The sequence below is a fragment of the Kangsaoukella pontilimi genome (assembly GCF_009830125.1).
In the GTDB taxonomy this organism is placed as follows: domain Bacteria; phylum Pseudomonadota; class Alphaproteobacteria; order Rhodobacterales; family Rhodobacteraceae; genus Kangsaoukella; species Kangsaoukella pontilimi.
In genome coordinates, this window is the sequence record NZ_WUPT01000002.1 from 594,946 (window position 1) to 609,263 (window position 14,318).

Sequence of the window (14,318 nt, forward strand, 5' to 3'; positions counted from 1 at the left end):
CTCCGCCCGTTCCCGGCTGAAAAGGTCCACTGGACCTTTTCCGTGACGCCGCTCACCCCTGCAGACTGCGAACGTCCAGTTCGCCTTCGGCGCGGCTGACCATGGCCAATGCGGCGGCATGGGCGGCGGCGGCGGTGGTGAAGTACGGAATCTTGTCCATCAGCGTGACGTTCCGCATGGACCGGCTGTCCTCAATCGCCTGCGCACCTTCGGTGGTGTTCATTACCAGCGATACGCCGCCATCCTTCAGCACGTCCACGATGGTCCGCCCACCTTCATAGGCCTTGTTCACTACGTCCGAGGGAATGCCGTTCTCGGTCAGGAACGCGGCGGTCCCCCGCGTGGCGAGAATCTTCAGGCCCAGCCCGTGCAACATCCGCGCCGTGTCGATCAGTTGCGGTGTCTTGTCGGCGTCGCGGATCGAGAAGAAAACCGTTCCTTCCTCGGGAAGATGCGTGCCGGCACCCAGCTGTGCCTTGAGGAAGGCGCGGGGGAAGGACCGGTCCCAACCCATGACCTCGCCGGTCGAGCGCATCTCAGGGCCAAGCAGCGTATCGACGCCCGGGAAGCGGGCGAAGGGCAGGACGGCCTCTTTCACGCTGAACCATGGCGTGCGGAAATCGGCGAGGCTCATCGGGTCGCCCATCGGTATGGTCACATCGTCCGAGACCGGCTGATGCGGCTTCGCCACCGGGAAGTTAGACAGTTTCTCACCTGCCATCAGCCGGGCGGCGATAGACGCGATCGCGCTGTCCACCGCCTTGGCGACGAAAGGCACGGTCCGGCTGGCGCGGGGGTTCACCTCGATCAGGTACACCTCGCCGTCCTTGATCGCGTATTGCACGTTCATCAGGCCGACGACCTTCAGTTCGCGGGCCAGAGCCTCGGTCTGGCGGATCAGCTCGTCCACGATCTCGTCAGACAGGGTATGAGGCGGCAGAGAACAGGCGCTGTCGCCCGAATGGACGCCGGCCTCTTCGATATGCTCCATGATGCCGGCGACATGCACCGCTTCGCCATCCGATAGCGCGTCCACGTCCACCTCGGTCGCACCGTCCAGATAGCTATCAAGCAGGACCGGGCTGTCGCCAGAGACCACCACAGCGTCGCGGATATAGCGTTGAAGATGCGCGGTATCGCGGACGATCTCCATCGCGCGGCCGCCCAGCACGTAGGACGGGCGGATCACCAGCGGATAGCCGATCTTCTCGGCGGCTTCCATCGCCGCCTCATCTGTGGAGGCGATGGCATTCCGGGGCTGTTTCAGCCCGAGACGGTTCACCAGATCCTGGAACCGCTCGCGGTCCTCGGCAAGGTCGATAGCGTCGGGCGTGGTGCCGAGAATCGGGATGCCTTCCGCTTCGAGCGCGCGGGCCAGCTTCAGCGGTGTCTGACCGCCGAACTGAACGATGACACCGTGAAGGGTACCCTTCTCTTGCTCGACGCGCAGGATTTCCATGACATGCTCGAAGGTCAGCGGCTCGAAGTAGAGCCGGTCCGAGGTGTCGTAGTCGGTCGACACGGTCTCGGGGTTGCAGTTGACCATGATCGTCTCATAGCCCGCATCGGTCAGCGCGAAGCAGGCGTGACAACAGCAATAGTCGAACTCGATCCCCTGACCGATCCGGTTCGGACCGCCGCCGAGGATGACCACTTTCTTCTTGTTCGAAGGGCGCGCCTCGCATTCGACGTCGCCCATCACGGGCATCTCATAGGTCGAATACATGTAGGGCGTCTGCGCTTCGAACTCGGCGGCGCAGGTGTCGATCCGCTTGAACACTGCCGTGACGCCAAGGTTCTGGCGCGCCCGGCGGACATTGTCTTCGGTGCGGCCGGTCAGCTTCGCGAGCCGAGCGTCGGTGAAACCCAGCATTTTGAGCCGGCGGAGACCTTCCTCGGTCACCGGCAGGCCGTCCTTGCGGACCCGTTCTTCGGCGTCGATGATCTCGCGGATGCGGTCGAGGAACCACGGGTCGAAAGACGTGACGGCCTGAATGTCTTCATTGGTCAGGCCGTGGCGCATGGCCTGTGCGATGACCCGCATCCGGTCGGGGGTCTGCTTTGACAGCGCGGCGGTTATGGCGGCGCGGTCGGGCGCGCCGGGGATCTCGATTTCGTCGAAGCCGGTCAGGCCGGTTTCCATCGAGGCAAGCGCCTTCTGCACCGATTCGTGGAAGGTGCGGCCAATGGCCATGGCCTCGCCCACGGACTTCATCGCGGTCGTGAGTTCCGGCTTCGAGCCCGGAAACTTCTCGAAGGCGAACCGCGGGATCTTGGTGACCACATAGTCGATGGTCGGCTCGAAGGACGCAGGCGTCACCTTGGTGATGTCGTTGTCGAGCTCGTCGAGCGTGTAACCCACGGCCAGTTTCGCCGCTATCTTGGCAATCGGGAAACCGGTCGCCTTGGACGCCAGAGCCGAGGACCGCGACACGCGCGGGTTCATCTCGATCACGACCATGCGGCCATCGGCGGGGTTCACTGCCCACTGCACGTTAGAGCCGCCAGTCTCGACGCCAATTTCGCGCAGAACCGCGATCGAGGCCGAGCGCATCGCCTGGTATTCCTTGTCGGTCAGGGTCAGCGCGGGCGCGACGGTGATCGAATCGCCGGTATGCACGCCCATCGGGTCCACGTTCTCGATGGAACAGACGATGATCGCGTTGTCCGCCTTGTCGCGGACGACCTCCATCTCGTACTCCTTCCAGCCGAGCAGGCTTTCGTCGATCAGGATCTGCGCCATGGGCGAGGCTTCCAGCCCGCGCCGGCAGATTTCGAAATAATCGTCGCGGTTGTAGGCCACGCCGCCCCCGGTGCCGCCAAGGGTGAAGGCGGGGCGTATGATGGCGGGCAGACCGATGTCTTCGAGCGCCGCCATGGCCTGTTCCAGACCGGCGGGGATGTCGTAACGGCCATTGGCGTTCTTCGGTGCGGCGACGATGGTGGCCTTGGGGTTTTCCAGCCCGATCCGGTCCATAGCCTCGCGAAAGAGCTTGCGGTCCTCGGCCATTTCGATGGCCTCGCGCTTGGCGCCGATCATCTCGACGCCGAATTTCTCCAGTACTCCCATCTCTTCCAGAGCCAGCGACGTGTTCAGGCCGGTCTGGCCACCCATCGTCGGCAGAAGCGCGTCGGGACGCTCTTTCTCGATGATCTTCGCGACGACCTCGGGCGTGATGGGCTCGATATAGGTGGCATCGGCAAGGCCCGGATCGGTCATGATCGTCGCCGGGTTCGAGTTTACCAGGATCACCCGGTAGCCTTCTTCGCGCAGCGCCTTACATGCCTGAGCGCCGGAGTAATCGAACTCGCAGGCCTGACCGATGATAATGGGCCCGGCTCCGATGATCATAATCGACTGGATGTCGGTTCTCTTCGGCATCGGCTGCCCCTGTTCTGACCCGCAAATTGGCGTGGGTTATAGGGATTGAAGCCGGGGGCGCAAGGGGAAGTGACGCAAAGGGCATGGCAATGACGGATTCCGGGTGGGCGAGGATCGGGCGCGGGCGGCTTTGGGTCGAATTCGTGCTGTTTTTCATTGTGGCGCCCCTCGCGGTTGCCGTGCTGTTGCCGCCGCGCTGGATGTTTCCGGCTTTGTTTACCGTCACGGGGGTGGGGCTGATCCTCTTGTTCCTGACGCCGGGCTTCCGGTTGTTGCTGCTGACACGCGGGCTTCTCAGGATGAGCACGCCCCTCGTCGTGATGACCGCCCTGGTCACGTTGGCTGTCGGATATGGCATCATGCAGGCCACGCGACCCGAGGCGCTCTGGATGATCGTCCGGCGCAATCCCGAACTGATGGCGATGATCGCGCTCGGCTATCCGGTCGTATCGGCCCTGCCGCAAGAAGTGGTGTTCCGCGTCCTCTTCTTCGAACGATACGCCCCCATCCTGCCAAGCCGGATCGCGCCCCAAATCGTCCTGAACGCCAACATCTTCGCGCTGGCCCATGTGATGTACTGGAGCTGGATCGTGCTGGCGCTGACCTTCGCGGGCGGCCTTCTCTTCGCATGGTCGTACCGGGTGCGTGGCAACTTCCCCGAGGCGGTCGTTCTGCACTCGGTCGCGGGTGTGGCGCTGTTTCTGCTCGGGATGGGGGTCTATTTCTACTCGGGCAACGTGCAAAGGCCGTTCTGAGGCCCCTCGCGCTTGACTTCCCGCGCCCGAGACGGTGTATCGGCGCGAACTCCGACACGCGTATCCCCGAAGGGACAGACCATGCACGCCTTTCGCAGCCATACCTGCGCCGCACTGAATGCCTCTCACGTGGGCGAGACCGTCCGCCTTGCCGGCTGGGTCCACCGCATCCGTGACCATGGCGGGGTGCTCTTCATCGACCTGCGCGACCACTACGGCATCACGCAGGTTCTGTGCGACCCCGACAGCCCCGTGTTCAATGAGGTCGAGAAGCTGCGTTCCGAGTGGTGCATTCGGATCGACGGCAATGTCAAAGCGCGCGATCCCGAACTGGTGAACCCCAAGATCCCCACCGGCGAGATCGAGGTCTTCATTCGCGACATGGAAGTGCTCGGCGCCGCCGAGGAACTTCCGCTGATGGTCTTCGGGGATCAGGAATATCCGGAAGAGACGCGTCTTCGCTATCGCTTCCTCGACCTGCGCCGGGCCGAGATGCAGAAGAACATGACGCTCCGCTCGGACGTTGTGCGCGACCTGCGCCAGCGCATGTGGGACCAGTCCTTCCGCGAATATCAGACGCCGATCATCACCGCCTCCAGCCCAGAAGGCGCCCGCGACTTCCTCGTGCCGTCGCGCCTGCATCCGGGCAAGTTCTACGCGCTGCCGCAGGCTCCGCAGCAGTTCAAGCAGCTTCTGATGGTCTCGGGCTTCGACAAGTATTTCCAGATCGCGCCGTGTTTCCGCGACGAGGACCCGCGCGCCGACCGCTCGCCCACCGATTTCTACCAGCTCGACATGGAAATGAGTTTCGTCGAGCAGCAGGACGTCTTCGACACGATCCAGCCGGTCATCAAGGGCGCATTCGAGGCGTTCGGCGGCGGCCGCAAGGTCGACGAGGTCTGGCCGCAGATCCCTTATGCCGAGGCTCTGCTGAAATACGGCACCGACAAACCGGACCTGCGCAATCCGATCGAGATGCAGATCGTGAGCGAGCATTTTCGCGGCTCGAACTTTGCGATCTTCGCCAAGATCCTCGAACAGGATGGCACCGAAATCCGCGCCATCCCCGCCCCCACCGGCGGCAGCCGCAAGTTCTGCGACCGGATGAACGCCTTCGCCCAGAAAGAGGGTCTGCCGGGGATGGGCTACATCTTCTGGCGGGATGGCGATGACGGCATGGAAGCCGCCGGTCCGCTGGCCAAGAACATTGGCCCCGAGCGGACCGAGGCGATCCGCCAGCAGCTTGGCCTTGGCGTGGGCGACGCGGCTTTCTTCCTCGGCGGCAAGCCGTCCTCCTTCGAGGCGGTCGCGGGCCGCGCCCGGACCGTCATCGGCGAGGAACTGGGCCTGACCGAGAAAGACCGCTTCGCCTTCTGCTGGATCGTCGATTTCCCGATGTACGAGAAAGACGACGAAACGGGCGACATCGACTTCAGCCATAACCCGTTCTCGATGCCGCAAGGGGGCATGGATGCGCTCGACGGCGATCCGCTCGGCGTGCTCGGCTATCAGTACGACCTGGCCTGCAACGGCTACGAGCTTGTCTCCGGCGCGATCCGGAACCACCGCCCCGAGATCATGTTCAAGGCCTTCGAGATCGCGGGCTACGGCGAGGACGAGGTGCGCAAGCGTTTCGGCGGCATGGTCAACGCGTTCCGCTTCGGCGCGCCGCCCCACGGCGGCTGTGCGCTCGGCATCGACCGGATGGTAATGCTTCTTGCCGATGAGCAGAACATCCGCGAAGTCATCCTTTTCCCGATGAACCAGCGGGCCGAAGACCTGATGATGGGGGCGCCCTCAGAACCGACGAACGAGCAGTTGCGCGAGCTTCGCCTCCGCGTTCTGCCGCCCGAGGACTGATGTACGACGCCGCCGTCCCCCCCAGCCTTCATGCCATCGCCCGGGCACGCCACCTACTGGCGCGGGTGCAGGCCGCGGGGGTTCCGGCGCTTCTGGAGCAGCAACTGGTGCCCGGCATGTTCGACGCGGGCACACAGCTCAGGACGGTCGGCATCTTCGCGCTGCGGGCCACCTATCCGCTTTGCGGCCAGGACTGGCCACGCGATATGCTGACCGGAGATTTCCCGCCCGGCCCGACCGGTCTTGATGCCCGGCTCGGCGTCGCATCGGAACAGGTCATGCGCCTCACACGCGCCGATTTCGACGGTGCCGCGGAGAGTCAGATCAACCATATCGCGGGCGATGCCGAGCTGACGCAGCGGGGACAGGAATACCTGCACCTCTTCGCTCTGCCGAACCTCTGGTTTCATCTGTCCATGGCCTACGCCATCCTGCGGCAGTCGGGGCTCGAGATCGGCAAGGCGGATTATGACGGGTTCCACGCCTATGAGCGGGGGTTCAGCTTCGTCCCATAACGGGCTTGTCCCACTGGTCCGGCGCTTTGCTTTCAAGGCGTCCAGATCGAAAAGCGGTCCGCCTCCCCCGAGCGCTTCAGACACTATTAAGGGTACTGTCCGCCCCTTCGCCTGTTTTGAGATATCCCGGGGGGCGCCGGAAGGGCGCGGGGGCAGCGCCCCCTCCGACGATGCGGCGTGACCGGACATCCGGACAACTCGACAAGCCCTGAAAAGGGCGCGATGGTCCGCCCATGCTATCGCGTCTGACAAATGCCGGTTTCGACGTTCTGGCCTGCAACCATGCCGAGGCGATCCTCGCGCATGATTTTCCGACCGAGCTCGACCTGCTCACCCGCGTCCTGGCCGAGTTTCGCATTTCTCTCGGAGAAATCGTGACCGGCGGAGGCGGCGAGGCCGGGCCGACCCAGCGGCTTCGCCACGAACTGTCTGATCTCAACTGGCGCAAGCACAATTTCACCATAGAGACCGTGATCGACGGCCGCGCGCGCGCCGGCGTCAGCCACGAAGTCGACCACGTCAAGTTCGCCGAGGCGGGCGCGCTTGCGCTTGAAATCGAGTGGAACAACAAGGATCCGTTCTTCGATCGCGACCTCGAGAATTTTCAGCGCCTCCACGCGCTCTCTGCCATCAGCGTCGGCATCGTCGTGACGCGCGGGGCCTCTCTGCAGGAAAGCGTCCTGCCGCGTGTCACGGCCTGGATGGAGGCGCGGGGCCTTACCGACGAGACCGATCTCGACGCCTTGGGAATCGCGCCCCGGACCGTCGCCCAACGTCGAGCCGTCGCCGAGCAGGTCGCCCGTGGCGCGTCCTTTCCACAGGCTTTCGCGCGGAAATTCGTGGCGGACAAGTTCGGCCAGGCGACCACACACTGGTCGAAACTGGAAGACCGCGTTCTGCGCGGGGTCGGCAACCCGTGTCCGCTTCTGCTGATCGGGTTGCCGGACGGTCTCGTAACCGACGACTGACGGCAACCGGTCAGTCTTCGAGCGAATCCTCGCGCTTCTCCTCGATCAGCTCCGCTTCTTCGGACTTGCGGGCAAGGAAACGCTCGCCAAAACCTTTGATCTCGTCATCCGAGATGACTTCCCTGGCGCGGCTGAAGACCTCGTTTTCCTCCTCGTCCATGTGGTGCTCGTATTCGTGCTTGAGCTCCTTGAACTTGGTCAGCCATGCGCCTTCCGACATGTCCATCTCGCGCAGCTCTTCCATCAGATCGTCAAGCTGCTGATGCTCGTGCACCGAATGGCGCGCGGCGTCCTGACCCCAGGTCTTGGAAATCAGCTTGGAATAGAAGGTTTCTTCCTCGGCTGCGGCATGGCTTTTGACGTCGTGATAGAATTCGTCCCAGGCCTCTTTCCTGGTGTCGGACGCACCGCTGGTATCGGCGATGGTCTCCAGAAGACGGCGGTGCGCGTCGTGGTCTTTCTTGATGGCTGTGTAGATGTCGGGCATGGCGGCACTCCTCGTTGCTGAGGAGGCAACGCGCCCGGGGCGCGGGCGTTCCGCGCTTATTCCGCCGCGACGGAAGAGTTGTAGCTGTAGGTCTTCCAGTCCGGTTTGTAATCGGCATCCGCCTGATTGCCCCAGACCGTCCAGCCCGGGCGGACACCGCGCCCGAACAGCTCAAGATACGGTCCCCAGGAACAGCTTTCGATCACCTCGTACTGTTCATCGGGCTTGCGGGAATGCTCGCGCTTGCGGCTCTGGATCATGTTGACCTGCCGCCGCCCCGCTGCCTCGGTCCGCACGTTCCGGCCACGTGTGCCGAAAAGAAGGATCTCGGTCACATTCCGAAAGTAGAAGCCGACGCCGCGCCCGTCCGAGCCACCATCCTTGCGGATCTTGTGCCAGACGATGTTCGACTTGTACTCGAACCCCCAGGCCGTCAGCACCTGAAGCCCTTCTGGCAGAAGCGCGTTCGGCACCCAGAGATAGCAATGCGCCCGGTCCTCCAGATGATCCGCCACCGGTAGCGCGCAGATTTCGTCCAGGGTCATCGTGGGATAACGGGCCAGGCGCTTGTGCTCCGGTGCGACCTTGCCGGTCCGGTTCACGAAGCGCCACGGCGGATCGGCCAGAACGGTCCCGAACCGGTCCTCTCCCAGAAACTTACCAAGGTCTTGTGCCGCGCTGCTCGTCATATCCAACATGATGGTCCGTTCAAGGCCGGTGTGGAAGTGGAACAATAGGCGAACGTGATGCTTCGATCAATCCCGGCTGTTGCCGGATCAGACCGTGTGTTCCGCCGCAAGCCGATTGGCAACGAGCCGGCGCAGCAGGTCGACGCCGGCAGGCGCTCGGTCGTGGGCTGCCGCTGCGGCTCTGAGCGCCTGTGACGCGGCCTCCAGTTCGTCGTCGTTGCTGGCCCGCGCGACCCCGAACAGGAACATGGCCACATAGTCCTGGGTCTCGCTGTCCATGGGGCCTGACAGAAGATCGTCGGCAAGTGACAGGTCGTCCCGGAGGGCGATGCGGTCGGGAAAGACCTCGTCGGTCGAAACGGGCCGGATTGCCGTAGGCCGGGCGGTGCGCGGCAACTCGGCCAGAATGGCGGTCTGAAACGCCGATATCGATGTGATCGGTTTGGCGATGAAGCTCTGCGCGCCGGCTGCCAGCGCCTCGTCCGCGCGGGTGTCGTCGCCCGACATCGCAAGGACCACCGGCCCCGATGCCGCCTCTCCGGTCGGGCCCGAGAGCTTCCTGATCAGGTCTAGGCCCGATCCGTCCGGCAGCCCGACATCAATCAGGACAATGCCGGGGCGATAAGTCCTCAGATGCCGCTCTGCTGACCGCAAACTGTCTGCGCGCCTGATCCGCGCGCCCGATCGCTGGCAGATCATGCGCAGCGCCTCACAGGTAAAGCGGCTGTCTTCGACCACAAGGATGGTTTGGCCAAGCAGGGGGCGTTCGGCCGTGGGCGGCCGCGTCATCAGAAAGTCGTCTAGTGTCTCAGGCATCGCCAAACCCATCCCTGGCAGATCGTTCCTGATCAACAATGGCGAAAGTTAACCTAAGGAATCGTTAACCGCCGACATCTCTGCAGCCACCCTCTGCGTCTGACTGTCACTTGGCCTTATACCGCATTCTGCGCATAAGTCTTGCGAAAGGAGTCATCTCATGATCGGACGCTTGAACCATGTCGCCATTGCGGTGCCGGATTTGACGGCTGCGGCGGCGCAATATGCAAACACCCTCGGGGCCGATGTCGGCCCGCCGCAGGACGAGCCCGATCATGGCGTGACCGTGGTGTTCATCACGCTGCCGAATACGAAGATCGAGCTTCTATACCCCTTGGGCGAGAACTCTCCGATTGCCGGGTTTCTGGAAAAGAATCCTTCGGGCGGCATTCACCACATCTGTTACGAGGTCGAGGATATTGCCGAGGCGGCGCTTCGCCTGACCACCGAAGGCGCGCGGGTCCTTGGTGACGGCACACCCAAGATCGGGGCCCATGGCAAGCCGGTGCTGTTCCTGCATCCCAAGGACTTCAACGGCACCCTGATCGAGCTGGAAGAAGTCTGATGTCGATCGTCTCTGCCATCGTTCTGTTCGCCGTGATCTGGTTCATGGTGCTCTTCGTCGTCCTGCCGATCCGGCTGGAGACGCAAGGAGACGTCGGTGAAAAAGTGCCGGGCACGCATGCCGGATCGCCCGCGTCGAGTTTCTCGATGAAGCGCAAGGCGCGGCTGACGACGATCTGGGCTGTCGTCCTGTGGGCGGCGATTTCGGCGGTGATCCTTTGGGGTGGCATCGGAGTGCGCGACCTCGACTTCTTCAACCGCATGGATGATGCGGGCGAGGCAGGCTGAGCCGTCGCTAGCGCGTCGTGGCGTGCAGTCGGTGGTAGAGATGCGTGAAGGCCGCAACACCGATGATCGGTACCATCAGGTTCACGATGGGCACGGTCAGTGGCACCGCCATGAGCGCACCCGCGATCCAGATCGTTCCGATATGGCGGCGAAAGGCGGCCTTCGCCTCTGACCTGCCAAGGCGGCGGACTGCGATCATGGCGAAGTATTCCCGGCCCAAAAGAAAGCCGTTCAGAGCATAGAAAATCACGGGCGCGAAGGGCGCCAGCACGAGGTAGGCCACCAAGGCCACAAGGTTGGCGGCGATCAGGACGCCTAGAAACCCGAGCGATTCCCTGATGCCTTCGGCCAAACCCACGCGGGGCGCGGGGCCTAGCGCGGGATAATGCCGGGCCTCGACCGCGTCGGCCACGTCATCCAGAAAGAGACCAGTGAAGGCCGAGGCGACGGGTACCATCAGGAAGACCGAAAGCAACATCATCAGCACCACAGAGCCCCAGGACAGTAGCTCATCCACGAAGCTGACCTCACCGATGAAGGGCAGGGTGAAGCTGTCCGGCAGGAGGAACTGGATCAGCCAGAATACCAGCACGTAAGCGCCGATCAGAAGCGCCAGCGTCAGTCCGACCCCACGCATCAGGACCGAGCGGAAACGCGGGTCCGACATCTGCGAGAGGGCGGCAAGTATCGAGTTCAGAATCACGCTTCGATCCACTCGACGATGCTGTCCATGTCGGGGCGGGGCCTTTCGGGTGGGGCCGATGTTTCGGTGCCGATATGGATGAAGCCGGCGATCCACTCGTGCGGCATCAGGCCCAGCTCTTTTTCGCGCCAGTCGCGGTCGTGGCTGATCCAGCCCGAAAGCCAGTTGGCGCCCCAGCCGGAGGCGAGGGCAGCATTCAGAAGCTGCATCGCAACCGCACCCGCCGACAGCGTCTGTTCGATCTCGGGGATCTTATCCGAGGGTTTCGGACTGGCCACCACAGTGACGGCCAGATCGGCATTGGCGAACTGCGCCACCAGCTTCTCGATCTTCTCGGGCGCAATGCCGAGTTCTGCGCCACGGGGGCCAACGGTTCCCGACAGGCGGGTCAGCGCGGGCTTCTCTAGGACAAGAAAGCGCCACGGCTCGAGCTTGCCATGATCGGGCGAGCGGGCGGCGATGGTCAGAAGATCGCTCAACGCCGCGCGATCCGGGACCGGTGCGGTCAGCGTTTTGGCCGGCCGCGAGCGGCGCGACTTCAGAAAGGCGACCGTGGCGGGGTCATGTCGGGTCATCGGTGTCTCCCTTTCAGGGGGAGGTATGACGGTGCGTCCGGAAATTCCAGCCCCACCGAGTGTTTCGGTCAGAGACCGAGCGCCTCGGCCATCTCGCCGACCAGCCCGTCCACGAAAGCGTCGAAACGCGGGCCGGGTTGCCGTTTGGTCAGTGTGTCCGCGAAAGGGTCGGGCGCGCGGATGACGCTTTCCGAAAGTTCTTCCAGGACGGCATGGCCGCAGAAGGGGACGTGGACCTCGGAGTAGCCGCCCTCGTGGACGAGGACCAGCCGCCCGCCGCAGATATCCTCGGCCAGGGCCTTGGTGGAACGGGTCATCCGGCGGAAGGTTTCGGCACTGGCCATCATTCGCGACAGAGGGTCGAAAGCAGAAGCGTCGAAGCCGCAGGCCACGACGATCACATCCGGCTCGAAAGCACGAATGGCGGGCAGGGCCAGCCGCTCGACCGCGGCGCACCAGCCCTTGTGGCCGGTGCCGGGCGGAAGCGGAATGTTGAGGTTCGCGCCTTTTCCCGGACCGTCACCCCTCTGGGAGAAATCGCCGGTGTCGAGCGGGTAGTTGCGCTCCTGATGGATCGAAACCGTGAGCACCTCGGCCCGATCATAGAAAATGGCCTCGGTCCCGTTCCCGTGGTGGACGTCCCAGTCCAGCACAGCGACGCGGTCCGCCTTGCCCGCGGCCAGGGCGGCTTCGACGGAGATGGCGATATTGGCAAGAAGGCAGAAGCCGTTCTGCCAGTCGGGAAGGCAGTGGTGCCCGGGCGGGCGGGAGAGCGCGTAGGCGTTCAGGTTTTGCCCGTCGAGAACCGAGAAGAGGGCTGCACGCGCAAGCCCCGCCGAGAGTGTCGCGATCTCATATCCGCCCGGACCGAAGGGCGTGCGGAGCCCAAGTTCGCCGCCGCCTGCGTCTGAGACGGCCTTGAACCGCTCCAGAAAGGTCTGCGGATGCACGCGGAGCAGGTCTTCCGGGCAGGCCGGTGCGGCAGAGCGTGTATCCAGTACCTCCCACAGGCCTGTCACCTCGAGAAGATTTTTGAGCCGCCGCTTGGTCTCCGGGCTTTCGGGCAGCCCACCCGCGGCCATCGGCTGGACGAGACCGCCCACCGGCGTCGTCAGCGCATAATTGCCGCCCGAATGCCAGAAACAGCGTTCGTCCCAGAAAAAGCCGGTGGTCATCGATCTGTCCTGGTTCCGAAGCAGGTATTGCGCCGCGCTGACGCGCGTCGCGCTGGGCGGGGGCTCTGCCCCCGTCGCGCGGGCGCGCGACTCCCCCGGAGTATTTTCGCCAAGAAGAACGCTGTCATGTCTTGTCCGTGGTCCTGCGGTAGACACCTTCGGGCAGGTTCAGCGCAGCGGTCAGGTCCGCAAGTTGCGAAAGGGACAGCGTGATCTTGTCTATTCGGTCCGTGCGGGGATCGAGCTGTTCGATCGTCACGCAATCCTCGAAGGCGGTGATGGTGACGTCTTCCTGCCGGTGGCTCGACGGTTCGTCCACAAGGGTGACGACCGTGGCGTCGAAATCGTGTTCGATGGTAAACATGGGTCCGAGCGTGACCTGATCGGCGGTGTTTCGCAAGCGGTGGAAAACGCCTTGGCGCCGACATGGCTTTGAGGGAAGACTGTTCTAGGTAATGGTTAAAGGAGATGCCGCATGATCCGTACCGGCGCTTTCGTTCTCGGGGTTCTCACACTGGCCGCCTGCGCGCCTGTCGAGCCCAATGTTCCCTCTGGAACCGGCCCGCTGGCGCCGGAACCGGTCGCCCGGACAGGGTCGCCGCAGAGCCTTGCCGATTTCCGCGCCGTGGTGGGGCGGGTCGAGCCGGTGGCAGAGGCCGCCTGCCGTCAGATGCAGCCGCGCGCCAATTGCGATTTCCGGATCGTGCTGGACGACCGCCCGAACCAGCCGCCAAATGCCTACCAGACCTATGATCGCAGCGGTCAGCCGATCATCGCCTTCACGCCGGCATTGGTCCGCGAGATGCAGAACCGTGACGAGCTTGCCTTTGCGCTGAGCCACGAGGCCGCGCATCACATCGAAGGACATATCGCGCAGACGCAGGCCTCGGGCACGACCGGCGCCCTGATCGGGACCGTTCTCGGCTCGATCGTGGGGCTGGACACGGCAGGGGTGGAAACCGCCCAGAATATTGGCGGAACCATCGGTGCGCGGCGTTACTCCAAGGGATTCGAACTGGAGGCGGATTCGCTCGGGGCGCGGATCGCTCTCCGCGCGGGATACGATCCGGTGCGGGGCGTGCTGTATTTCCAGCGCGCTCCTGATCCTGGCGACCGCTTCCTCGGAACACATCCGCCCAATGCCGACCGGATCACGGTCGTTCGCCGGACCGTCGCGGCGAACTGAGCCGGTTTTGACCCAGATCAGCGTACGCAGGCCGGCAGAGTGCTAGACCACCCTCCGACAGAGGAGGAAAGATATGAGCATTCTGACCAGACTGGAGCGCCACGAGCGGCTTTTGGATCGCATGGCCGACCGGAACGGTGCGGACCTCGATCTTGCGTTGCAAAGCGGCGCCATTTCGCCCGGCGAGGTGCGTGCGGCGGTGCTGGCCTGCACCGGGTGCACTGACCCGGAGGGGTGCGAGGCGCGGCTCGATAGAGGCGAGACGGGGCTGCCCGACTATTGCAGGAATGCCGACTTGGTCCGCTCAGTTGCCAGGGTGATGGGCGCCGCAGATTGACCGGATCGTCGCCGGGCG

At 63.9% G+C, this 14,318-nt stretch carries 16 protein-coding genes; 8 read left to right on the forward strand and 8 right to left on the reverse strand.

Annotation, left to right across the window (positions count from 1 at the left end; all coding sequences use genetic code 11):
• Positions 1-52: 52 nt before the first annotated feature.
• Complete coding sequence (carB, locus tag GQ651_RS12420; protein ID WP_160764567.1) at positions 53-3,382, reverse strand: carbamoyl-phosphate synthase large subunit; 3,330 nt, start codon at positions 3,380-3,382, stop codon at positions 53-55.
• Positions 3,383-3,471: 89 nt separating this feature from the next.
• Between carB and GQ651_RS12425 the strand changes: the two genes are divergently transcribed.
• From GQ651_RS12425 to GQ651_RS12440, 4 genes are all read left to right on the forward strand, one after another.
• Positions 3,472-4,137, forward strand: coding sequence for a CPBP family intramembrane glutamic endopeptidase (locus GQ651_RS12425; protein WP_160764568.1), 666 nt, complete (start codon positions 3,472-3,474; stop codon positions 4,135-4,137).
• An 81-nt stretch (positions 4,138-4,218) separates the two neighbouring features.
• Positions 4,219-5,997, forward strand: coding sequence for an aspartate--tRNA ligase (aspS, locus tag GQ651_RS12430; RefSeq protein WP_160764569.1), 1,779 nt, complete (start codon positions 4,219-4,221; stop codon positions 5,995-5,997).
• Positions 5,997-6,512 (forward strand): DUF1993 family protein, encoded by a 516-nt coding sequence (locus GQ651_RS12435; RefSeq protein ID WP_160764570.1) that lies wholly within the window; start codon positions 5,997-5,999, stop codon positions 6,510-6,512. Before aspS ends, GQ651_RS12435 begins: the two co-directional genes overlap by 1 nt.
• 233 nt (positions 6,513-6,745) lie before the next feature.
• Positions 6,746-7,480 (forward strand): BglII/BstYI family type II restriction endonuclease, encoded by a 735-nt coding sequence (locus GQ651_RS12440; RefSeq protein WP_160764571.1) that lies wholly within the window; start codon positions 6,746-6,748, stop codon positions 7,478-7,480.
• 10 nt (positions 7,481-7,490) lie between these two features.
• On the opposite strand, the gene GQ651_RS12445 is transcribed toward GQ651_RS12440, so the two are convergent.
• The 3 genes from GQ651_RS12445 to GQ651_RS12455 form a co-directional block, all read right to left on the reverse strand.
• Positions 7,491-7,967, reverse strand: coding sequence for a hemerythrin domain-containing protein (locus tag GQ651_RS12445; protein ID WP_160764572.1), 477 nt, complete (start codon positions 7,965-7,967; stop codon positions 7,491-7,493).
• Between the two features lie 56 nt (positions 7,968-8,023).
• Positions 8,024-8,656, reverse strand: coding sequence for an MT-A70 family methyltransferase (locus GQ651_RS12450; protein WP_160765151.1), 633 nt, complete (start codon positions 8,654-8,656; stop codon positions 8,024-8,026).
• Positions 8,657-8,743: 87 nt separating this feature from the next.
• Positions 8,744-9,472 carry a response regulator gene (locus GQ651_RS12455; protein ID WP_160764573.1) on the reverse strand — a complete coding sequence of 243 codons (729 nt, stop codon included), beginning with the start codon at positions 9,470-9,472 and terminating at the stop codon, positions 8,744-8,746.
• A gap of 160 nt (positions 9,473-9,632) precedes the next feature.
• On the opposite strand from GQ651_RS12455, the gene mce reads away from it, so the two are divergent.
• A complete protein-coding gene (mce, locus tag GQ651_RS12460; RefSeq protein WP_160764574.1) occupies positions 9,633-10,037 on the forward strand; it encodes a methylmalonyl-CoA epimerase in 405 nt (134 codons plus the stop codon).
• Positions 10,037-10,324 (forward strand): DUF1467 family protein, encoded by a 288-nt coding sequence (locus tag GQ651_RS12465; RefSeq protein WP_160764575.1) that lies wholly within the window; start codon positions 10,037-10,039, stop codon positions 10,322-10,324. Before mce ends, GQ651_RS12465 begins: the two co-directional genes overlap by 1 nt.
• A 7-nt stretch (positions 10,325-10,331) precedes the next feature.
• Here GQ651_RS12465 and GQ651_RS12470 read toward each other — a convergent pair whose 3' ends face one another.
• The 4 genes from GQ651_RS12470 to GQ651_RS12485 form a co-directional block, all read right to left on the reverse strand.
• Positions 10,332-11,027, reverse strand: coding sequence for an EI24 domain-containing protein (locus GQ651_RS12470; RefSeq protein WP_160765152.1), 696 nt, complete (start codon positions 11,025-11,027; stop codon positions 10,332-10,334).
• Positions 11,024-11,602, reverse strand: coding sequence for a nitroreductase family protein (locus tag GQ651_RS12475; protein ID WP_160764576.1), 579 nt, complete (start codon positions 11,600-11,602; stop codon positions 11,024-11,026). The genes GQ651_RS12470 and GQ651_RS12475 overlap by 4 nt, the downstream gene beginning before the upstream one ends.
• A gap of 68 nt (positions 11,603-11,670) precedes the next feature.
• Positions 11,671-12,777, reverse strand: a complete 1,107-nt coding sequence (locus tag GQ651_RS12480; protein WP_160764577.1) for a class II histone deacetylase — start codon at positions 12,775-12,777, stop codon at positions 11,671-11,673.
• 124 nt (positions 12,778-12,901) lie between these two features.
• Positions 12,902-13,141 carry a hypothetical protein gene (locus tag GQ651_RS12485; RefSeq protein WP_160764578.1) on the reverse strand — a complete coding sequence of 80 codons (240 nt, stop codon included), beginning with the start codon at positions 13,139-13,141 and terminating at the stop codon, positions 12,902-12,904.
• A 111-nt stretch (positions 13,142-13,252) separates the two neighbouring features.
• On the opposite strand from GQ651_RS12485, the gene GQ651_RS12490 reads away from it, so the two are divergent.
• Complete coding sequence (locus tag GQ651_RS12490) at positions 13,253-13,963, forward strand: M48 family metalloprotease (RefSeq protein WP_160764579.1); 711 nt, start codon at positions 13,253-13,255, stop codon at positions 13,961-13,963.
• 73 nt (positions 13,964-14,036) lie between these two features.
• Positions 14,037-14,300 (forward strand): DUF6455 family protein, encoded by a 264-nt coding sequence (locus GQ651_RS12495; RefSeq protein WP_160764580.1) that lies wholly within the window; start codon positions 14,037-14,039, stop codon positions 14,298-14,300.
• Positions 14,301-14,318 lie beyond the last annotated feature (18 nt).